The following is a 21122-nucleotide window of genomic DNA, read 5'->3' as shown; positions in this document are numbered from 1 at the left end:
TTCATGATTCATTGATTCACGGGGCCGGGGCCGCCCGGGGTGCGACATCGATCCACCACCTCCTCACGCGACACCGGGGCCATTCCCGGCTCGCGCGGCTACCCTGAGGACGTATGGAGGGGGCTTCGCGTACGGGCGCGTTCGGTGAACCACCGCGCTCCAGCGGATCGTTCGGGCCGCTGATCGTCGCGCCCCCGCCCTTCGCGCGGGCCGCGCGGGTGGAGCTTCCCGAGGAGAGCCCCGACCCCAGCCTGCTGCCCACCATCACGCTGGTGAACCGCGCGGCGTCCCGGCGGGGTGCCGACCCGGACGGCCTGCCGCTGCCGGCCGGAGAGCTGCTGGCCGGGCAGTACCGGCTGATCCGCAAACTCGGCTACGGCGGGATGGGCGAGGTCCACCTCGCGCTCGACACCAAGGTCGACCACAGAGAGGTCGCCATCAAGATCCTGCACCCGGAGCGGGCGGCGGCCGCCCTGGTCCGGGAGCGGCGGGCGCTGGTCGACCTCAGTCACGACGACATCATCCGGGTCTTCAACTACGGGCACCATCCCGAGATCGGCGACTTCCTCGTCCTGCAGTACGTGGACGGGCTGACGCTGGAGGAGGTGCGGGTCCGGGCCCTTGCCGACCCGGCCGAGTTCGGCGGCAGCCGCTTCCACGAGTTCGTGCTCGCCTACGGGGTGCGCATCCTCGCCGCGCTGGGCTATCTGCACAGCGACCGGGTCGGCAAGGTCTACGGCGACCTGAAGCCGGACAACGTCATGCACGACGGCACCACGACGAAGATCGTCGACGTGGGGAGCGTCCGCGCGGCCGGTACGCGCGGCCTCACCACGGAGGGCTTCCGCGCCCCGACGGTCGGCCCGGACGGTGAATCCACCGGTCAGGACGACCTGTTCAGCCTGGGCGAGACACTGCGCCGGCTCAGCGGGCTCGGGCAGTCGCCGCAGCACCTGGCGGAGCTGGGGTCCCTGGACATGCTCAGCGAGCTGGACGCGTCGGGCACGGTCCCGGAGGCCCACGGGATGACGGCACCCGCGCCCCAGGGGCTCGGCCTCCTCTCGCTCGCCCGGGTACTGCACCGCGCGACCCACGACGCGCGCGCCGAACGGTTCGCCACCGCGCACGAGATGGAACAGCAACTGCGGGGTGTGTTCCGGGAGTTACGCTCCCTGCGCACCGGGACGGAGACCTTCGAACCGTCGCCGCTGTTCCTCCAGTCGCCCTACGCCCTCGACGGTGAGCTCGGGTCCGCTCCGCCCCTGGGCCGCTGGGCCGCGCCGGGCACCCCCGTACCGGAGGGCCCCGCCGCGTACGCGCCGCCGCCGCCCGCCGTGGTCGCGCAGCGGCTGCCCGTCCCGCGGCCCGATCCGGACGACGCCCACCACGCCGAGCTGAGCAGACTCGCGGACGCGGCACCGGAGGCGCTGCTCCAGCACACCGTGGACTGGCGGGAGTCCCCGGAGGTCCACCTGTTGCGCTGCCGCGTACACCTGCGGGTCCCCGGCGGCGCGACCGAGGACGCCGAGCGTGAACTGAGGGCCGCCGAGGCGCTGATCGGGCCCGAGGACGCCCCGCACGACTGGCGGCTCGACTGGCACCGGGGGCTGCTCGCGCTCGGCCGGGACCAGGTGGACGCCGCCTGGTGGCACTTCGACCGGGTGTACGCGGCGATCCCCGGCGAGTACGCGCCCAAGCTGGCGCTCGGGCACTGCGCCGAGCGCCTCGGCCGGCCCCGCGAGGCGCTGACCTTCTACGAGGCGGTGCGGCTGCGCAACCCCTCGCTGGGCAGCGCGACGTTCGGCGCGGTGCGGGCCCGCCTCGCGCTCGGCGGCGAGCGGGCCCGGGACGACGCCGTGCAGGCGCTGGACGCGGTGCCGCAGCACTCACGGCACCGGACCGCCGCGCGGACCGCCGCCGTACGCGTCGGAGTGGAACACGTACGGACCGCCGGACATCCCGACGAGGTGGCCGAGCGGCTCCAGGAGGTGCTGGCCCGGCTGGCCCGGCTCTTCCACGCGCACGGGCTGACGGACGAGGAGGCCAGGGTCCGGATGACGGCGGAGGTGTGGGAGGCCGTACGGGGCGCGCTCACCCGGGGCGTCCTCGACGCGCCGGGCCTGGTGGCGCTGGCGGCCGGTGCCGACGTACGGCTCGGACTCCCGTCCGACGACGCCGGTCTGCGCCGGGACCTGTCCCGTCTCTACCTCGCCCTCGCCCGGCAGGCGGCCCGGTCCGCGGTCCCCGAGGACGCGGCCGTCGCCGAGGCCCTGCTGGACCGCGCCTACGCGGTACGCCCGCTCGCCTTCCGGCACCACCGGGACAGCCCGTGGCTGGGAAAGCGGGTCGGCGACTGGCTGCGTACGGTCGCCCGCCCGCCGTCGTCCGCACCGACCACGCGGAGCATCCGGGAGGACGGCGAGTGAGCGCGCCACGCGCGGGTTCGGACACCGCCCGGCTGCCCGCACGGCTGCCCCGCGGGTACCGGGCCGTCCGGGCGGTCTGGGCGGTGGCCGTCCGCAGCGGCCGTCGCGTCCGGCGTTGTCTGTGGCCGACGGCGCACGGTGCCCGCAACCGTGTGTTCCTGCGGGACCGGCTCGTCACGCTGCCGCTGCTGGCCGTCGTGGGATTCGGCGCGTTCGGCTGGGCCCATCAGCACGTGCGCGACGACGCGGCGTTCGTGCGGGACCGGTCGGCGCCCGCGCTGGTCGGCCTCGCCGACGCCAGGACCTCGCTGTTCATCGCGCAGGGTGCCGCGGAGGAGAACATCGGCGGCGGCCGGGCCGCGGGGATCGGCGGGCTCGGCGAGCGGTACCGGACCCGGGTGACGCGGGCCACGCAGAGCCTGAACCAGGTCATCAGCAGCGGAGCCCTGACCGTGGCCGAGGAACAGGAGCTGCGGGTGGTGTCCGCGCTGCTGGTGGGTTACACGGGCTACATCGGCCAGGCCCAGGAGCATGCCGAGGACCCGGTGCTGCGGGAGACCACGCTGGCCTACGCGCGCAGCATGCTCTGCTCCTCCCGGCTCGTCACCCCGGCCGGTGCCCGCTATCCGTCGTGCGACGCCACGACGGGGTCGACCGCGACCTCGATCGTGGACCGGGTGTCCGGTCTGGAGCGGGCACTGCGCGACCGGCTCGCGGGCCGGGCGCTGTGGGGCGGGCGGGTGCTCGCCGCCGCCGTGGTCGGCGCACTCGCCCTCGCCCTGTTCGCCGTCGGGATCTGGCGGACCCTGGACTTCCTGCGGCAGCGCTTCCGGATCCGGCTGAGCGTGCCGCTGGGCATCGCCGCCCTGCCCCTGCTCGCGCTGCCGCTCCTGGCCGCCGACGCGCTGCTCGCCCAGCGGGCGCAGCACGACGTCCTCCCGGTGGCGGGCACGCTCGCCGAGCGGACCTCGCCCGACACGGAGGCGGTCGCCGAGGAGCGCCCCTTCGCCAGCCCCGACCCGCGTGCCGTCGAGGTCCTGGCCGACCGGATGGACGACTCCCTCTCCGACGGACGGCTCGCCTTCCTGGACGGGGTGGGACCGTTCGTGTTCCCGGCGGGCCTGGCCGCGGCCGCCCTCGTCGGCGGCGCCCTGCACACGTACCGCCGCGAGTACCTCGTGGTGGCCCGCCCGGGAGCCGCCGTATGAGAGCCCTGCCGCACCGTGTCCCGCGTGCCCTGCTCGCCGTCCTCTGCCTGCTCACTGTGGCCCTCGTGCCGGGCTGCGCCTCGAAGGCCCCCGTTCCCCTCGTCGTCCTGGGCCCGTGGACCGGCATCGAGGGCGAGGCCTTCGAGGCGGCCCTGAAGCGGCTGGACGACGGGACGGGACGGACGTACACCTACGAGGGCACCCGGTCGCTGCGCGAGACGCTGGTCTCACAGCTGGAGGCCGACGACCCGCCGGACGTGGCGATCCTCAACAGCATCGGCGAACTCACCGAGTACGCCCGCCGCGGCCTGCTGAGTCCCCTGCCCAAGAAGACGGCCGAGCGCGCGTACCCGCCGTGGGCCCCGCCCCTGCGCGTGGACGGCAGACGCGGAACCTACTGGGTGCCGCTGAAGGTCGACCTGAAGAGCCTGGTGTGGAGCCGGCCGGGCGCCGCGGACGCGGCCCGGGCCTGGTGCGTGGGCCTCGCCTCGCAGGCCACCTCGGGCTGGCCCGGCACCGACTGGATCGAGGACATCCTGCTCCACCAGGCGGGCCCGACGCTCTACACGAAGTGGGCCACCAGCAGGCTCAGCTGGCAGGACCCGGCCGTCCGGCGGGCCTGGGCGACCTGGGCCCGGCTGCTCGGCAAGCGCACCGCCAAGTCGATCGAACGGTCCCTCATCACCTCGTACGAGGGCATCCCCGGCCCGAACGGCTCGCGCGGCCTGCTGAACTCCGGTTTCGGCTGCGCCTACGAGCACCAGAGCGCCTTCATCCGGTACGTGTACGCGGGTGACGACGTCCGGGTGCAGCCGTCGGCCGGTTTCCTCGGCGGCCGGGCCGCGTACCGCGACACCTACGAGGTGGCCGGCGACATGGCCGCGGTCTTCAGCGCCGACCCGGCGGCCCAGGAGCTGGTGGAACGGCTGTCGGGTCCGACCGGGCGGGCCCTGTGGCGGGCGCAGGCGGCCCCGGAGGCGCGTCCGCTGTTCCCGACCCGCACCGGGCCCGAGCCCACGAACCCGATCGAGCGGAAGATCGACAATGTGCTCACCTCGGACGCCCGCGCCCTGTGCTTCGACGCCTCCGACGTGATGCCGCCGGAGCTGCGGGACGCCTTCCACCGCGCGGTCCTGGAGTTCTTCCGCGACCCCGCCGAGGGGCATCTCACCTCGCTGCTGCGGCAGTTGGAGACGGTACGCGCTCAGGTGACCGAGGAGTCGCCCGCCGATCCCTCGTTCCGCCCGCCCAAGGACCTGTGCGCGAGACCCCGGGGGCCGGCCGCGGCGCCCGCGCCCAGTTGATCCGCCAGACAGGCGAGGTAGAGGGCCATGGTGGTCCGGTGTTCGCGCAGTGGGCGGCCGGTGAGCTGCTCGATCTTGTGCATGCGGTAGACGACGGTGTTGCGGTGGATGTGCAGGGCCGCTGAGGCCCGGACCAGGTGGAAGCCGCTCTCGCACCAGGCGGTGACGGTGTCGCGGAGCGCCGGCCAGTCCGGCTGGGCGCGCAGCTCCGCCGTGGTGAGCTCGATCAGACGGTTGCGGGCCGACTGGTTCACTCCCGCCAGGACCTGGTGGACCCGCAGATCGGCGACCAGGTGGACCGGGGCGGCGCCGGTCAGCCGGGCACCGAGACGCAGCGCGTCGCAGGCGTCCTGGTACGAGTCGTGCAGACCGCCCACCGAGGTGGCCGGTTCACCGATTCCGGCGCGGGCGGTCAGACCGTCCTGCGCCGCGAGGACGTCGACGACCCGTCGGCAGTCGGCGACCAGGGCGGCCGTGGAACGCCGGGCGGGGAGCCGGTGCAGGACGCCGATCCAGCCGGGAGCGGTGCCGGCCACGATGTCCTGGGGGTCGGCGAAGACGTCGCGGACGGTGCGCAGCAGTTCCGAGCGGACCAGTGTCATGTCCCGGGCGGGGGTGCCCGGGCGGCGGACGGCCGCGTGCGGCACGGCCACCTCGAACGCCACCGCGACCCGTCGCAGCCGCAGGTCGACGCCGAGTTCGGCGGCCCGGTACACCAGGAAGTCCCCCTCGACGACCTGGGGATCGTACGAGGCGATGTCGGCGAGCAGTTTCTCGGTCGCCCGTTCCGCCAGCAGCCGGGAGCGCAGCATGACCGACTCCCGCAGCAGTATCTCCGTCTGGCGCTTCACCAGCAGGCCGAAGCGCCGCACCTGGGCGGGCGTACCGGTGATGCCGACGGTCCCCACCGCCTGCCCGTCGCTGACCAGCGGCAGGGTGACACCGGGGCGCACCCCGCGCAGCCCCTGAGCCTGCGACGCGTTGTGGGTGGCGGGCTCCTTGGTACGGATGACCTCGACGGACGCCTCGTGGAAGCTGCCGACCCGGCTGCTGTCACCGCTCCCGATGACCAGGCCCTCCGCGTCGGTGATCAGCACGTTGAAACCGATGACGGCGGAGGTGTCCGACGCGATCTCCTGCGCGAGTGACGGGCTCAGCACGAGCGTTCCTCCCGTCGAGAGGCGGGCCGGGGCGAGCCGGACTGGACGCAACGTACAGGGGATCGAACGATTTCGGCCACAACTTCGTACGAAGTGAACGGTGACGTGCGACGGAACCCCTCCATAACGTATGGCCCCACCACTTCCCCGCCGAGGGCACCGCGCAGAACGGCGGGTTCCTTCAGTGCCGATACGGAAGGCCCGTGCCGATGCTCCGTGCGCGCTCGCTCACGCTCGCCCTGTCCGCCCTGCTGTCGCTGTCCACGGTCGCCGCATGCGGTTCGGACAGCGATGCCCCGACGAAGGTCTCCGCGAGGACCGCTTCGCTGGGCACGCTCACGCCCGGCGTCATCAAGGTCGCCGTACAGCCGTACGCGCCCTACACCAGCGTCCAGGGAAACAAGATCGTCGGCCTGGACGGCGACATCCTCGCCCACGCGGCCAAGAAGCTGGGCCTGGAGATCAAGCCACAGGTCACCGACTTCGCCGGCATGCTCGCCGGGGTGCAGTCCCGCCGGGTGGACATCACCATCGGCGGTGTCGCCTGGTCCGCCGACCGGCAGAAACAGGGCCTGTTCACCGATCCGCCCTACTACTCGCCCCCGGCGATGGCGGTGCGCAACGGCAAGACGTACCAGACCGTCGACGACCTGAAGGGCCTGAACCTGGGCACGGTCGAGGGCTATGTGTGGGTCAAGTCGATCCAGGACGTGCCCGGCGCGAAGCTGCACGCCTACCCGGACGCCAACGGCGTCTTCGACGACCTCGGCGCGGGCCGCGTCGACGTCGGCTTCCTCGACCCGCTGATCATCATCGCGGCGCAGAAGCAGCGCCCGGAACTGAAGATCAGCACGCAGTACCTGACGCCGCCGACCGCCGCCCAGGTCAAGGCCAAGCCCTCCTACCAGTACTTCCAGCCCTACCAGACCGGCTTCTACCTGCCCAAGCAGGACACCAAGCTGGAGAAGGCGATCTCCGCGCAGATCGACGCCATGTACCAGAACGGCGAGATGGCCACGCTCGTCAAGAAGTACGGCGGCGACCCCGAGCAGTTCCTCAAGCCCGCCGCCGAGGTCGCCACCGCACGCCGCGGCGTGGACCGGCCGAGCGACTGGACTCCGCCGTCCATCAGCCAGTGAGGGGATGACGATGTCAGGTCTCTTCCAGGTCCCCTGGTCCGACTACCGGCCCGACCTGATCGACGCGCTCGGCCGTACCGTCTCGTACACGGCGGTCAGCTTCGTCGGCGCGGTGCTGCTGGGCCTCGCGGTGGCGCTGCTCCGGCTGAGCCGCGCCTGGCCCGCGCGGGCCGTGGCCGCCGTCTACACCGAGGTGTTCAAGAACGTCCCGCTGCTGGCCATCATCTTCCTGACGTACTTCGGCCTGGCGTCGGCCGGGATCCGGCTGGACGTGTTCACGGCCGGCTGTCTGAGCCTCGTGGTCTTCTACGCCGCCTACCTCTCCGAGATCTTCCGCTCCGCGATCGGCGGGGTGCACGCCGGGCAGACCGAGGCGGGCGAGGCGCTGGGGCTCGGCCGGGCGGGCATCTTCGGCCAGGTGGTGCTGCCGCAGGCGGTCCGTCAGGCGCTGCCAGGCACCAACACCATGCTGGTCGACCTGCTCAAGTCCACCTCGCTGCTCGTCACCGTCTCCGCGGCCGAGCTGATGTCCGAGGGGCGGCTGATCACCTCGGCCACGTTCCGGGCCCTGGAGGTGTACCTGGTCATCTCCGGTCTGTACTTCGCGCTGTGCTATCCGCTCTCCCAGCTCCTGCTGCTGCTGGAACGGAAGGTACGGGCGGGCGTCCCCCTGTCCCCGTGGCGGCGACGCAGGGTGCGCGCGGCCCGCGTGCTGCTCGCGGCGGACCCCGGCACGGACATCGGCACCGGCCTCGGCACGGACCTCGGTACGGACATCGAGCGGAAGGAGGCGGCGGCATGACCGAGCCCCTCACCACGGCGGAAGCCGTACCACCGGCCCGCGCCGACGCGGTCGTCCGCATCGAGGGCCTGCGCAAGTCCTTCGACGGCCGGGTGGTCCTGGACGACGTGGATCTGGAGGTCGGCCGCGGCCGCATCGTGAGCGTCATCGGCCAGAGCGGCGGCGGCAAGACGACCCTGATGCGCTGCGTCAACCTGCTGGAACGCCCGGACCGGGGCACCGTCGAGGTGGCCGGCGAGGTGGTGCACCAAGACGGCCGGACGGTCTGCCGTGACCTGCCCCGGCTGCGCCGCACCGTCGGCATGGTGTTCCAGCGCTTCCACCTGTTCCCGCATCTCACTGCGGTGGAGAACGTCGTCCTCGCCCAGCGCAGAGCGGGCATCCCGGAGCAGGAGGCGCTGGAGCGCGCGGTGGCGCTGCTGCGCCGGGTCGGCGTGGCCCACCGCGGCCTCGCCCAGCCCGAGCAGCTCTCCGGCGGTGAACAGCAGCGGGTCGCCATCGCCCGGGCGCTGGCGCTGCGGCCCGAGGTCCTGCTCTTCGACGAACCCACCTCCTCGCTGGACCCGGAGGCCACCCGGGAGGTGCTGAGCGTGATGCGCGAACTCGCCGCGGACGGCATGACGATGCTGCTGGTCACCCACGAACTCCCCTTCGCCCGGGAGGTGTCCGACCACGTCGTCTTCGTTGACGGCGGGCGGATCGTGGAGGAGGGCAGGCCACGGGACGTCATCGACAACCCCGCCCGGGCCCGCACCCGGGAGTTCCTCGCCGCGTTCGGATCCACGTCATGAGCGCGGCGCCGGGCGCCGGAAGCGTCGTGGTGGTGGGGGGCGGTGTGGTGGGCCTGTGCACGGCGTACTACCTGGCGGCGGCCGGGCTGCCGGTCGAGATCGTCGAACGGCGTGGACTGGGCTCCGGGGTGTCCCGGGGCAACGCGGGCTGGATCTGCCTCAGCCACTCCACGCCCGTCCCCGCACCGGGTGTTGTGCGCTACGCGCTGCGCTCACTGGGGCGCCCGGACTCGCCGCTGTATCTGCGTCCGCTGCCCGACCCTGCCTTCGTACGGTGGCTGTGGCGGTTCTGGCGCAGCAGCACCCCGGAGACCTTCCGGCGCGGCTGTTCGGCGATCGCCGAGTTGAACCGCACCACCTTCGATCTCTTCGACGGCCTGCGCGAGGCGGGTGTGGAGACCACCCTGACGCGTCCCGGGATGGTGCACGCCTTCCTGTCCGCGGCCGAGGCCCGCCACCACCTCGCCCTCCAGCGGGAGATGGCGGACGGCCGCTACCCGATGCCCGACGACGTCGTCACCGGCGAGGGGGCCCGGCTGCTGGACGACGCCCTGTCGAGCGGGGTGCGCGCGGCGTACCTCGTCGAGGGTGAGGGCGTGGTGGACCCGGAGGCGTTCGCCCGAGGGCTCGGGGAGTCCCTCGCCGCGAGCGGGGTGAAGATCCGCGAGCAGGCGGACGTCACCGGGTTCCGGTCCTCGGCGGGACGGGTGACCGCGGTGCGGACCACTCAGGGCGAGATCGCCTGTACGGCCGTGGTCGTCGCGGCCGGGGTGCGTTCCGCGGGGTTGCTGGGCGACCTGGGCGCCCCGCTGCCGCTGCAGGCGGGCAAGGGCTACAGCTTCTCGGTCGACCTGACCCCGGCGCCCCGGCACACCCTGTACTTCGGGGAACGCCGGGCGGTCGCGTCACCGATCGGCGCGACCACCCGGATCGGCGGGACGATGGAGCTCAGCGGCAACAACAACCGCCTCGACTGGCGCCGGGTGGTGGCCGTGGCCCTCGCCAGTCGGCACTACCTGGGCCCCTGGTTCGACGACCCGGACGACCTGGTGGGCCTGATCCGCGATCCCTGGGTCGGCGGCCGGCCCTTCCTGCCGGACGGGCTCCCGGTCATCGACCGGGTGCCGGGCCACGACAACGTTTTCGCGGCCACCGGACACGGCATGCTGGGTGTCACCCTGGGGCCGGTCACCGGCCACCGGCTGGCCGAGTTCGTCCGCACCGGCCGCCGCCCCGAGGACCTGGCCCCGTTCCGCTTCGACCGGCTGCGCGGCCGGCTCAGCCCTCGTCGGACGTCAGCCGCAGCGAGATGCTGTTGATGCAGTACCGCTGGTCGGTCGGGGTCGGATACCCCTCCCCCTCGAACACGTGCCCGAGGTGTGATCCGCAGCGCGCGCACCGCACCTCGGTCCGCACCATCCCGTGGGACGTGTCCTGGATCAGCTCCACCGCGTCGGTGTCCTTCGGGTCGTAGAAGGACGGCCAGCCGCAGTGCGACTCGAACTTCGTGGTGGAGGTGAACAGCTCGGCACCGCACGCACGACAGGAGTAGACGCCCTGGGTCTTGGTGTCGGTGTACTCACCCGTGAAGGCGGGCTCGGTCGCCGCCTGACGCAGCACGGCGTACTCCGACGGGGTCAGCTCCGCGCGCCACTGCTCGTCCGGCTTCTCGACGCTGTACGACATGTCGGCCAACCCCTTTTCCTCTGGTCCTCTGTGCGAGCAACTTCTGGGCGAGTCACTTCCGGGCGAGACGGTCCAGGATCCGCGGACCGAGGTCCGTCACATCTCCGGCGCCCATGGTGAGAACGAGATCACCGGGCTTCGCCATTCCCGCGACCAGCTCCGGCACCTCGCCCTTGTCGTGGACGGCGGTCACATCCGCGCCCGCGGCCCGGGCGGCGGCCATGATCAGCTCGCTGGTCACCCCGGGGATCGGGTCCTCGCGGGCCGGGTAGATGTCGAGGACGACCGAGGCGTCGGCCAGCGCGAGCGCCTCGCCCATCTCCTTGCCCAGCTCCTGGGTGCGGGAGAACAGGTGCGGCTGGTAGACGACCAGGATGCGGGCGTCCCCGGCCGCCGCGCGCATGGCCTCCAGGTCCGCCGTCATCTCGGTCGGGTGGTGGGCGTAGGAGTCGACGACCTGCACGCCCGCCTCCTCGCCCTTCAGCTGGAGGCGCCGCTTGACGCCCGTGTACGCGGCCAGCGCCGGGGCCAGTTCGGCCGCCGGGATACCCAGGGCCACACCGGCGGCCAACGCGGCCACCGCGTTGTGCGCGTAGTGCCGGCCGGGCACCGAGACCGTGAAGGTGTACTGCTCGCCGTCCAGCAGGACGACGACCTCGCTCTTCAGCCCCTGCGCCGTCACGGACAGGATCCGTACGTCCGCGTCCTCGGACTCGCCGTACGTCACCACCCGCAGGTCACCGGCCGGCACGCGCCGCGTCAGCTCGCGCGCGCCGTCCTGGTCCGCCGCGATCACCAGCGTGCCGCCCGCGGTGACCCGGCCGGCGAACGTCTCGAAGGACTCGTAGATCTCGTCCATCGACGCGTAGTTCGCGTGGTGGTCGAGCTCGACGTTGAGGACGATCGCGACCTCGGGGGCGTACTTGTGGAAGCTGCGGTCGGATTCGTCCGCCTCGGCGACGAAGATCTGGCCGTCGCCGTGCCGGGCGTTGGACCCGGGGACGTCCAGGTCCCCGCCGATCGCGTACGACGGCTGAAGGCCCAGCTCGGTCAGCGACACGGCGAGCATGGACGTGGTGGTGGTCTTGCCGTGGGTTCCGGCGACCGCGATCGGACGCAGGCCGTCCATCAGGCGGGCGAGGGCGTCCGCGCGGTGGACCACCGGGATGCCCAGCTCGGCCGCCCGGGCCAGCTCCGGGTTGTCGGCCCGGATCGCCGAGGAGACGACGACACAGGTGGCGTCGTCGGCCAGATGCCCGGCCGCGTGCCCGATGTGCACGGTCACACCCAGCGCCCGCAGCGCCTCGGCGGTCCCGGTCTCCTTGGCGTCGCTGCCCGCGACATGGGCCCCGCGCTGCGCGAGGATCTTCGCGATCCCCGACATCCCGGCGCCGCCGATGCCGATGAAGTGCGGTCGGTCCATGGCGGTGGGGAGGCCGGGTGCCATGTGCGTTTCTCCCAGGGGTGCGATACGACGGGTGAGGCCCCACCTTATTGCGCACGGAGGCCGCGGCCGAGCCAGGGGCGCCAGGGAACCGCGCGACCAGCCAGGACGGGCCGGCTCCCGAACGGCTAGGGGGTGTCCGCAAAGTCGCGTCGTCCGCCCGAAGGGCGGGCCCTGCGGCGTCCGGTGCGTGCTCTCGGCGTGCCGGGCGGACGCCCGCGTACTGGTCGTACTCGGGTGTTCGCCCGGTGCGGCGAGAGTGCGTGCCGGGCGTCGCAGGGCAGGCGGGACTTTGCGGACACCCCCTAGGCCTTGCTGTGGGAGAAGAGCTTCAGCACCGGCACTCCCACCTTGTGGCGCGCCCGCGACGCCCAGTCCCGGTGGAAGAACTCCTCGACGTAGTGGGGGTCGGTCAGGACGATGACCTCGTCCGCGCCGACCTGCTCCACGAGGGACTTCAACGCGTCCAGCGGGTGGTCCTCGATCAGTCGCCCGTCCGCCTCGCTGCCGGTCGCCCGCAGGGCCCGCAGGGACACGTCGAGCGCCTGCTCCGCCGGGCCCCTCGCGTCCTGCCCCTCCGGCGTCTCCCGCTCCCGGGCGGCGTCGTCGAGCTCGCCGAGCGCGACGTCGTCGATGGCCCGCAGCAGCCGGTCCGCCTGGTCGCCGCGGGGCTGCAGCAGCACCTGGAAGGCGACCTGCTCATCACCGTGCAAGGTGGTGACGAACTCCACGTCGGCGGACGTCAGGGCCTTCTCGATCATCAAAACGCTTGTGAACACCAGACGCCCCTTCTCCTTCGAAGACCCGGCGGGTCTTCTGTCCTCCGTCGGCCTGCCAGCCCCTGCGGAAACCATCCTGCCCCGTGATCGCACGGGTACTGCCGGATTCAGTCTGCCCGTCGGGATTCAATCGGATCGGAATATTTCGGCGATGCCGGTGCCAGTGGTACCAGTCGCGGCATTCCCGGACAAGCCGCACACACGGCCGGACCGGGCTCAGGTCCGGCGGTACCGGCTGAACAGGAATCCCTCCTCCTCCAGCAGGGAGACCAGGGCGAACCGCTGCGGCACCCTGACCGTGGGCCCCCCGGCGATGCGCTGCGCGTCCCCCGCGGTGAGCATCGGGGCCACGGTCAGGCACAGTTCGTCGAGCACCCCGGCGGTCACCAGCTGACCGAGCAGCCGTGGGCCGCCCTCGGTGAGCTGCCGGGTCAGACCGAGTTCGGCAAGTGCCCGGACGGCACGGGCGGGTTCCACGCCGACTCCGTCCCCGGCGGTCACCACCCGGGCGCCGGCCTTCTCGGCGGCGGCGATCCGGTCCGGGGCGGCGGCGGCGCCCGTGAGGATCAGGGTGGGCACCAGGGGCGAGGTGAACAGCGGGAGCGAGAAGTCCAGGTCCAGGCTCGCGCTGACCACCGCGATCGCCGGCACCGGGCCCTGCCCGGCGGCCTCCCGGGCAGCGCTGAACTCCTCGCGCGCGCGTGCCGGGCGGTACCCCTCCTGGCGTACCGTTTCCGCACCGACGACGACCACGTCCGCGAGGGCCCGCAGGGTGCCGAAGATCCGCATGTCGGCCGCGCTGGAGATGGGCTGCGAACGTCCGTCGTGCTGAGCGGCCCCGTCGAGCGTGGACACCATGTTGGCCCGCAGCCAGGAACCCGGCCCACCGGCCCCGGCCCCGGCTTCCGGCTCGGGGTAGGCGTAGGCCTCGGCCAGCTCGGCGAGGCTCCACTCCCCCTCCCCGCGCGTCTGGGCCACCGTCTCGGCTGTCTCGTCGGTCACAGGGAACAGGCGTCGCATGCCGTGAAGTGTTCCACGCGTACGGGAAACCTCACTTCCGGAAATCCCGCCGTTCCGGCAGCCCCGGCGAGGACGGGCCGGACCCGAGCATGGCGTCGGGCGGCAGACGGGAAGGGCCACGCAGGGCCTAGCATGGGTGACCGTGTCTACCACCCCCGCCGCGTCCGGATTCGGCCCCATGGCCGACGCCGCCCCGCTGTCCCTGTGCGCCCGTGAGCCGCATGTCCCCGCGGATCGACTGGTCGCCGAGATGGTGCCGCCGCCGCGGTTCGACTCGGTGCGCTTCAGCACGTACATCCCGGACCCGAACCAGCCGAGCCAGACGGAGGCGGTAGGGGTCCTGGAGTCCTTCGCCGCCGGGCTCGGCGGCGCGCACGCGACCGGCGCCGGCCGGCGCGGCGGTTTCCTCGGCCTCGGCAGGGGCTTCGGCAGGGCCAAGGCACCCAGCACCCCGGCGGGCCCCCGCGGCGTCTACCTCGACGGCGGGTACGGCGTCGGCAAGACGCACCTGCTGGCCTCCCTCTGGCACGCGACCCCGGCCGAGCCCGCGCTCAAGGCGTTCGGCACGTTCGTCGAGCTCACCAACCTCGTCGGCGCCCTCGGCTTCCAGAAGACCGTCCAGACTCTCTCCGGGCACCGTCTGCTGTGCATCGACGAGTTCGAGCTGGACGACCCCGGCGACACCGTCCTCGTCTCGACCCTGCTCGGCAAGCTGGTCGACGCGGGTGTCGCGCTCGCCGCCACCTCCAACACCCTGCCGGGCAAGCTCGGCGAGGGCCGCTTCGCCGCCGCCGACTTCCTGCGGGAGATACAGGGCCTGTCCGCGCACTTCCGCGCGCTGCGCATCGACGGCGAGGACTACCGCCACCGCGGCCTGCCCAAGGCCCCGGCGCCGCACAGCGAGGAGCAGGTCACCCGGGCCGCGCGGACCACGCCGGGTGCCTCACTGGACGCCTTCCCGCAGTTGCTTGAGCACCTCGCCCGCGTCCACCCCAGCCGCTACGGCGCCCTGACCGACGACCTGCGGGCGGTCTGCCTCACCGACGTCCAGGCGGTGCCCGACCAGTCGACGGCCCTCAGGCTCGTCGTCCTCGCGGACCGGCTCTACGACCGTGAAGTCCCGGTCCTGGCCTCGGGCGCGCCCTTCGACCGGCTGTTCAGCGAGGAGATGCTGAACGGCGGCTACCGCAAGAAGTACTTCCGCGCGATCTCCCGCCTGACCGCTCTGGCGCGGGACGCCGAGGGACTCGTCGAGCCGAGCTGACCTCACCGGATCTCACCGGACTCACCGGTCTCGCCGGTCGAACTCGCGGCCCCTACTCGAACGATTCACCAAGATCAAGAGGCGGTTCGCGCCACCGATACAGCGCGCTTCAGCCTCTCTTCAGCTCGTAACGTTAAGTTAACCCTGCAAATGACTTTGCAGGGTTAATGTGTTTCTTGACCAGCCATTGACCAACCGTTGGTCCGGACTAGGGCTGAGCCGGAGTCGCGACTCACCTGGAGGGGGGCACATGTTCCGAGGTAGGCCGGTACGCGTCGCGTTGGCCCTCGTCGCCGCCACCCTCCTGGCTCTCCAGTTCTTCGCTCCCACCGTTTCCTTCGCATCCGCGCATACGACCCGTCAAGCAGTGGCCAAAGCCCAGCCCGGGGTCAAGCTCCTCGGGAAGTCACTGCGCGACGAGATCGCCACGCACCACCACTGCGGTCCCACGGGAGGCCCGGCCGGTCCGCTGCACACCCGCGACCGGCATCGCGCCGTCGACTTCGCCCCGTCGGGGCCCGAGCGCCCGATGCCGGTCCAGGACCGGGCGGACCCGCGCGAACAGGTGCGGGCCGGCGCGTTCCGCCTGTCAAGACCCCCAGCAGCGCACTCCCCGGCCACACTCCAGGTCTTCCGCTGCTGACAGCAGAGCAGTCGTTCCCCCCACCTCTGTCATGTAAGCCCGACGCGCCTCAGGCGCGCCAGGAGGAGTCACCACATATGCAGCCCCTCATCGACAACGCCCGCACGTTCGGACAGCGCCCTGAGGAGTTCGCCAAGCTGGCCGAAGGCCAGTCACCGCAGGTCCTGTTCATCACCTGCTCGGATTCCCGGGTCGTCCCGGCACTGATCACGGGCGCCCGTCCCGGCGAGCTCTTCGAGCTGCGCACCGCGGGCAACATCGTCCCCCCGTACGCCTCCGAGCACCCCACCAGCGAGGCGGCCACCATCGAGTACGCCGTGGAGGTGCTGGGGGTCCGCGACATCGTGGTCTGCGGCCACTCGCACTGCGGCGCCGTCGGCGCCCTGGTCCGCGGCGACGACCTGACCGCCGTACCGGCCGTGCGTGAGTGGCTCACCCAGGCCACACCGTGCCCGACGGGCGCCGTCGAGGACCCGTGCGTGGCCGAGGGCGTGCAGAACCACGTCCTGGCGCAGGTACTGCGGCTGCGTTCGTACCCGTTCATCGACAAGAAGCTGGCGGAGGACCAACTCACCTTGCACGCCTGGTACTACGAGGTGCACACCGGGTCGGTGCTGACGCACGACGTTTCCTCCGACACCTACCGCGCACTGTGAGGGCCGCCGTGGAGAACCGAAGCAAGTTCCCTCATCTGCGGCAGGACTTCGCCGCCTCCCTCGTCGTCTTCCTGGTCGCGCTGCCGCTGTGCGTCGGCGTGGCCGTCGCCTCCGGGGTGCCGGCCGAGCTCGGGCTCGTCACCGGCATCGTCGGCGGTATCGTCACCGGCCTCATGCGGGGCAGCAGCCTCCAGGTCTCGGGACCGGCGGCGGGTCTGACCGTGCTCGTGTTCGAGGCGGTGAGCGAGTTCGGACTGCCCGCACTCGGTGTGATCGTGCTGGCCACCGGCCTGCTCCAGCTCGCCATGGGCGCCCTGAAGCTGGGTCGCTGGTTCCGGGCGATATCCGTCTCGGTCGTCGAGGGCATGCTGGCCGGTATCGGCCTCGTGCTCATCGCCGGCCAGCTGTACTCGGCGGCGGGCCTGAAGGCGCCCACCTCCGGCCTCGACAAGATCCTGGGGCTGCCCGGGGCCGCGGTGGACGCGCTCGGCAGCACCGTGGCGCTCACCTCGCTCGCGGTCGGCGCGGGCACGATCGCGGTGATGGTGCTGTGGAAGCGGCTGCCGAAGCAGGTGCGGACGGTGCCCGGCGCGCTCGCCGCGGTCGTCCTGGCCACCGCGGTCACGCAGGTGTTCGGTCTGCCGATCGCCACCGTCGAGGTGAACGGCCTGCTGGACTCCATCCAGCCGCCCGGCATGGACGCCTTCGGCGAGCTGGCGAGCCCGGCCATCTTCGGCACGATCATCGCCTTCACCCTGATCGCCTCCGCCGAGAGCCTGTTCAGCGCGGCCGCGGTGGACCGGCTGCACGACGGTCCGCGCACCGAGTACGACAAGGAGCTCATGGCTCAGGGCGCGGGCAACGCGGTGTGCGGCGCGCTCGGCGCGCTGCCGATGACCGCGGTCATCGTGCGCAGCTCCGCCAACGTCCAGGCGGGCGCCAAGACCAAGGCGTCCCGGGTGATGCACGGTGTGTGGCTGGTGCTGTTCGCGGTGCTGCTGCCGTCGGCCCTGGCGCTGATCCCGCTGCCCGCGCTGGCCGGCATCCTGGTGCACGCGGGCTGGAAGCTGATCCCCTTCCGGGGGATCGTGTCGCTGTGGCGGGACCACCGTGGCGAGGCGCTGATCCTGATGGTCACGGCCGTGTCCATCGTCGCGGTGAACATGTTCGAGGGCGTGCTGATCGGTCTGGCGCTGTCCGTCGTCAAGACCGCCTGGGAGGCCTCGCACCTCAAGATGGAGGTCGTCGACAAGGGCGCCGGCCCCGTCCGGGTGTACCTGTCCGGCAACGCGACCTTCCTGAGGCTGCCGAAGATCCTCGACAGCCTGGAGGCCCAGCCCCAGGACCGCCCGGTCGAGCTCGACCTGACCGGGCTGCACCACCTGGACCACGCCTGCCGTACGGCACTGGAGAACTGGGCCGAACGGCACAGCGCGGTCGGTACGGAACCGGTCCGGGTCACGGAGCCCGAGCCGATGAAAGTCACCACGGCGTCGTAGATGAGGAAGTCGGTGGCGGAGCCGGTCATGGAACCGGCGAGGGCCACCGCCCCGTAGTCGCACCGGTGCCTGGTCCGAGGTCTGTCGTAGCCCTGGACCAGGCACCGGGCATATCGTTACAGGAGCAGACATAGCGGGCCTCTTCCCGAGGAGGTCGGGATGCTCCAGGATCTTGTGGCGGCGGCCGTGGCCGCCGGTGTCGCCGGGTTGGTGTACATGGCCTCGGCGGCGCGGGTCGTCAAGCAGTACGAACGGGGCGTGGTCTTCCGGCTGGGACGGCTCGCCGGTGATGTGCGGACGCCCGGATTCACCACGGTGGTGCCGTTCGTGGACCACCTGCACAAGGTGAACATGCAGATCGTCACGATGCCGGTGCCTGGCCAGGAGGGCATCACCCGCGACAACGTGACCGTGCGGGTGGACGCCGTCGTGTACTTCAAGGTGGTCGACGCGGCGAACGCCCTCGTCCAGGTCGAGGACTACCGGTTCGCCGTCTCGCAGATGGCGCAGACCTCGCTGCGTTCGATCATCGGCAAGAGCGATCTCGACGACCTGCTGTCCGACCGCGAGAAGCTCAACCAGGGCCTGGAGCTGATGATCGACAGTCCGGCCGTGGGCTGGGGTGTGCAGATCGACCGGGTGGAGATCAAGGACGTCTCGTTGCCGGACACCATGAAGCGTTCCATGGCCCGGCAGGCCGAGGCGGACCGTGAGCGGCGGGCCCGGATCATCAACGCGGACGCCGAACTCCAGGCCTCCAAGAAGCTCGCCGAGGCCGCCCAGCAGATGGAGGACACCCCCTCGGCGCTCCAGCTGCGGCTGTTGCAGACGATCGTGGCGGTCGCCGCCGAGAAGAACTCCACGCTGGTCCTGCCCTTCCCGGTGGAACTGCTGCGTTTCCTCGAAAGGGCGCAGGACCACCCCGCCGAGCAGTGACACGCCACGCGCGTGGTTCCCGCGGCCCGACCCAGGTGATAGACACAGCGGCGTCACAGTTCCTGTCCGCCAGCAGGAAGGTCGCACCGCCATGTCCGCAACACGACGTCACGTCCTTGCCCGGTCCGGCGCCCTGGGAATGGGCATCGCCTTCACCGGAGCCCTCCCCGAACTCTTCGCGGGCACCGCCGCCGCGCAGTCCCTCGGCCACACCGGCTACGGGCCCCTCGTCCCCGACCCGAAGGGCCTGCTCGATCTGCCGAAGGGGTTCCACTACCGGGTCCTGTCCCGCGAGGGCGACCCGCTGCGCTCCGGCGAGGGCAAGGTCCCCTCCCACCACGACGGCATGTCGGCCTTCCCCGGCAGACACGGCCGCGTCCACCTGGTCCGCAACCACGAGAACCGCACCACCGCCACGCTCGCCGTCCCCACCATCGAGGGCCTCACCTACGATCCGGCCGGCAAGGGCGGCTGTACGGCCCTCACCCTGGACGCCCGCGGTGACGTGCTGTCCGAGCGGGTCGCCATCGCCGGTACGGCGGTCAACTGCGCGGGCGGGCCCACCCCGTGGGGCACCTGGCTGACCTGCGAGGAAACCGAGGACAAGGCCGGCACCAACGGCTACACCAAGGACCACGGCTTCATCTTCGAGGTGGACCCCGTCGACCCGCACCGCTCAGGCGCGGTCCCGCTGACCGCGATGGGCCGCTTCCAGCACGAGGCCATCGCCGTCGACCCGAAGCGCGGCGTCGTCTACGAGACCGAGGACGCCTTCCTCAAGCCCTTCGGGCTCTTCTACCGCTTCCTGCCCGAGAAGCCGCTGGGCGGCCTCGGATCGCTGCGCGTCGGCGGCCGGCTCCAGGCGATGCGGGTGCCCGGCGTACCGGACCTGTCCTCGATCCAGGAGACCGGCGCCTCCTTCGGGGGCGTCGAGTGGGTCGACGTGCCGGACCCGCTCGCCGTCGGCACCCCGGTCCGTCTCCAGGACTTCGGCCCGAAGGGCATCACGCACGCGCAGAAGCTGGAGGGCTGCTACTGGGGCGGCAGGAACGTCTACTTCGTGTCCTCCTTCGCGCACAGCGCGGAGGGTTCGGCGGCCGACCACTTCGGGCAGATCTGGCGTTACGACCCGTCGGCGCGCCGCCTGACCCTGGTGATCGTCTTCGGCCCGGACACCGACGTACAGCTGCCGGGCGAGTCCCCGGACAACATCTGTCTCGCCCCCAGCGGCGGCCTGATGGTCTGCGAGGACGGCAACGGCGCCCAGCACGTCTTCGGCGTCACCCGGCGCGGCGAGGTGTACGCCATGGCCCGCAACCGCCAGAACCTGGGCACTCCACAGGAGCCGGAATGGGGCGAGTTCGCGGGAGTGACCTTCTCCCCGGACGGCAAGACGATGTACGTGAACTGCTACACGCCCGGAACGACGTTCGCGGTGACCGGACCGTGGCGTAAGTAGCCGGACGGGAAGGGAGTGCCCCGTGGCCGGGAAGAACGCCAAGCGGAAGTCCGAGAAGGAGGACAAGGCCGATCTGAGCGGGCTGCTGCGGGTACCGGGCGGCGAGCCGGTCGATCTGTCCTCCTTCGGCACCCGCTCCGTCCCGCTCGGCCCCGGGAGCAAGGTCGCGGGCCTCTCGGACACCACCAGGATCGGTGAACACCTCGCCGACCTGCAGGAACGCCTGTTCGCGGCGAGCACGGCCGGCGACCGGCGCCGGGTGCTGCTGGTCCTGCAGGGCATGGACACCAGTGGCAAGGGCGGCACGATCAAGCACGTCATCGGGTTCTGCAACCCGTCCGGCTGCCGGGTCCGGGCGTTCAAGGCCCCCACCCCCGAGGAACGCGCGCACCACTTCCTGTGGCGCGTCGAGAAGTCCCTCCCGCACCCCGGTGAGCTGGGCATCTTCGATCGCTCACACTACGAGGACGTGCTGGTCGCCCGGGTCCGCGAGCTCGCCCCGCGCGACGAGATCGAGCGCCGCTACGACGAGATCAACGCCTTCGAGAAGTCCCTCACCGACGACGGCACCACCCTCATCAAGTGCTTCCTCCACATCTCCTTCGAGGAACAGCGCGACCGCCTGCTCAAACGCCTGGACCGGCCGGACAAGCACTGGAAGTTCAGCCCGTCCGACATCGACGACCGGGCGCTGTGGCCGGCGTTCCAGGAGGCGTACGGCATCGCGCTGGAGCGCTGCTCGACGTCGTACGCCCCCTGGTACGTGATCCCGTCGGACCGCAAGTGGTACCGGAACTGGGCGGTGGGACGGCTGCTCCTGGAGCACCTCGGGGCGCTGGACCCGCAGTACCCGAAGGCCGACTTCGACATTGAGGCGTGCCGTCGGCGGCTGCTCGCACGGTGAAC

The 21122-nt window shown here is 71.9% G+C and carries 19 protein-coding genes; 14 read left to right on the top strand and 5 right to left on the bottom strand.

Annotated elements, in window-relative coordinates:
- The first annotated feature begins 113 nt into the window (after window positions 1-113).
- From ACFYRY_RS27660 to ACFYRY_RS27650, 3 genes are read left to right on the top strand one after another with little or no spacing between them, the layout of a single operon-like run.
- On the top strand, window positions 114-2426 hold the full coding sequence (locus tag ACFYRY_RS27660; RefSeq protein WP_389151104.1) for a tetratricopeptide repeat protein: 2313 nt from the start codon (window positions 114-116) through the stop codon (window positions 2424-2426).
- Window positions 2423-3634 (top strand): hypothetical protein, encoded by a 1212-nt coding sequence (locus ACFYRY_RS27655; protein WP_389151102.1) that lies wholly within the window; start codon window positions 2423-2425, stop codon window positions 3632-3634. Before ACFYRY_RS27660 ends, ACFYRY_RS27655 begins: the two co-directional genes overlap by 4 nt.
- Window positions 3631-4938, top strand: coding sequence for an extracellular solute-binding protein (locus ACFYRY_RS27650; protein WP_389151099.1), 1308 nt, complete (start codon window positions 3631-3633; stop codon window positions 4936-4938). Before ACFYRY_RS27655 ends, ACFYRY_RS27650 begins: the two co-directional genes overlap by 4 nt.
- Here ACFYRY_RS27650 and ACFYRY_RS27645 read toward each other — a convergent pair.
- Window positions 4839-6098, bottom strand: coding sequence for a CdaR family transcriptional regulator (locus tag ACFYRY_RS27645; protein WP_389151097.1), 1260 nt, complete (start codon window positions 6096-6098; stop codon window positions 4839-4841). The genes ACFYRY_RS27650 and ACFYRY_RS27645 overlap by 100 nt on opposite strands.
- 209 nt (window positions 6099-6307) lie before the next feature.
- Here ACFYRY_RS27645 and ACFYRY_RS27640 point away from each other — a divergent pair, with 209 nt between their 5' ends.
- The 4 genes from ACFYRY_RS27640 to ACFYRY_RS27625 are packed head-to-tail and all read left to right on the top strand — an operon-like array spanning window position 6308 to window position 10149.
- On the top strand, window positions 6308-7237 hold the full coding sequence (locus tag ACFYRY_RS27640; RefSeq protein ID WP_389151653.1) for a substrate-binding periplasmic protein: 930 nt from the start codon (window positions 6308-6310) through the stop codon (window positions 7235-7237).
- A gap of 10 nt (window positions 7238-7247) precedes the next feature.
- Window positions 7248-8039: an amino acid ABC transporter permease gene (locus ACFYRY_RS27635; RefSeq protein WP_389151094.1), complete on the top strand. Its 792-nt coding sequence runs from the start codon at window positions 7248-7250 to the stop codon at window positions 8037-8039.
- A complete protein-coding gene (locus tag ACFYRY_RS27630; RefSeq protein WP_389151092.1) occupies window positions 8036-8830 on the top strand; it encodes an amino acid ABC transporter ATP-binding protein in 795 nt (264 codons plus the stop codon). Before ACFYRY_RS27635 ends, ACFYRY_RS27630 begins: the two co-directional genes overlap by 4 nt.
- Window positions 8827-10149 (top strand): NAD(P)/FAD-dependent oxidoreductase, encoded by a 1323-nt coding sequence (locus ACFYRY_RS27625; protein ID WP_389151089.1) that lies wholly within the window; start codon window positions 8827-8829, stop codon window positions 10147-10149. The genes ACFYRY_RS27630 and ACFYRY_RS27625 overlap by 4 nt, the downstream gene beginning before the upstream one ends.
- On the opposite strand, the gene msrB is transcribed toward ACFYRY_RS27625, so the two are convergent.
- From msrB to ACFYRY_RS27605, 4 genes are all read right to left on the bottom strand, one after another.
- Window positions 10109-10516: a peptide-methionine (R)-S-oxide reductase MsrB gene (gene msrB / locus ACFYRY_RS27620; RefSeq protein WP_389151086.1), complete on the bottom strand. Its 408-nt coding sequence runs from the start codon at window positions 10514-10516 to the stop codon at window positions 10109-10111. The genes ACFYRY_RS27625 and msrB overlap by 41 nt on opposite strands.
- 52 nt (window positions 10517-10568) lie before the next feature.
- On the bottom strand, window positions 10569-11963 hold the full coding sequence (gene murC, locus ACFYRY_RS27615) for a UDP-N-acetylmuramate--L-alanine ligase (protein ID WP_389151083.1): 1395 nt from the start codon (window positions 11961-11963) through the stop codon (window positions 10569-10571).
- Between the two features lie 302 nt (window positions 11964-12265).
- Window positions 12266-12739: an indole-3-glycerol phosphate synthase gene (locus tag ACFYRY_RS27610; protein ID WP_389151080.1), complete on the bottom strand. Its 474-nt coding sequence runs from the start codon at window positions 12737-12739 to the stop codon at window positions 12266-12268.
- A gap of 216 nt (window positions 12740-12955) precedes the next feature.
- Window positions 12956-13759 carry a pyrimidine reductase family protein gene (locus tag ACFYRY_RS27605; protein ID WP_389151077.1) on the bottom strand — a complete coding sequence of 268 codons (804 nt, stop codon included), beginning with the start codon at window positions 13757-13759 and terminating at the stop codon, window positions 12956-12958.
- 142 nt (window positions 13760-13901) lie between these two features.
- On the opposite strand from ACFYRY_RS27605, the gene zapE reads away from it, so the two are divergent.
- The 7 genes from zapE (at window position 13902) to ACFYRY_RS27570 (ending at window position 21120) form a co-directional block, all read left to right on the top strand.
- Complete coding sequence (gene zapE / locus ACFYRY_RS27600; protein WP_389151074.1) at window positions 13902-15023, top strand: cell division protein ZapE; 1122 nt, start codon at window positions 13902-13904, stop codon at window positions 15021-15023.
- 250 nt (window positions 15024-15273) lie between these two features.
- Complete coding sequence (locus ACFYRY_RS27595) at window positions 15274-15666, top strand: hypothetical protein (protein WP_389151071.1); 393 nt, start codon at window positions 15274-15276, stop codon at window positions 15664-15666.
- A gap of 77 nt (window positions 15667-15743) precedes the next feature.
- The gene (locus tag ACFYRY_RS27590; protein WP_389151069.1) at window positions 15744-16322 is read left to right on the top strand and encodes a carbonic anhydrase; all 579 of its coding nucleotides are present in this window, start codon (window positions 15744-15746) and stop codon (window positions 16320-16322) included.
- An 8-nt stretch (window positions 16323-16330) separates the two neighbouring features.
- On the top strand, window positions 16331-17821 hold the full coding sequence (locus tag ACFYRY_RS27585; RefSeq protein WP_389151066.1) for a SulP family inorganic anion transporter: 1491 nt from the start codon (window positions 16331-16333) through the stop codon (window positions 17819-17821).
- 159 nt (window positions 17822-17980) lie between these two features.
- Window positions 17981-18757 (top strand): slipin family protein, encoded by a 777-nt coding sequence (locus ACFYRY_RS27580; protein ID WP_389151063.1) that lies wholly within the window; start codon window positions 17981-17983, stop codon window positions 18755-18757.
- A gap of 91 nt (window positions 18758-18848) precedes the next feature.
- On the top strand, window positions 18849-20216 hold the full coding sequence (locus ACFYRY_RS27575) for a PhoX family protein (RefSeq protein WP_389151060.1): 1368 nt from the start codon (window positions 18849-18851) through the stop codon (window positions 20214-20216).
- Window positions 20217-20238: 22 nt separating this feature from the next.
- Window positions 20239-21120: a PPK2 family polyphosphate kinase gene (locus tag ACFYRY_RS27570; protein ID WP_389151057.1), complete on the top strand. Its 882-nt coding sequence runs from the start codon at window positions 20239-20241 to the stop codon at window positions 21118-21120.
- The last annotated feature ends 2 nt before the right edge of the window (window positions 21121-21122 follow it).

Source organism: Streptomyces sp. NPDC005263, assembly GCF_042872365.1.
Lineage (GTDB): Bacteria > Actinomycetota > Actinomycetes > Streptomycetales > Streptomycetaceae > Streptomyces.
The sequence above is the reverse complement of the archived record's forward strand: the minus strand, read 5'-3'. Positions and strand labels throughout refer to the sequence as shown.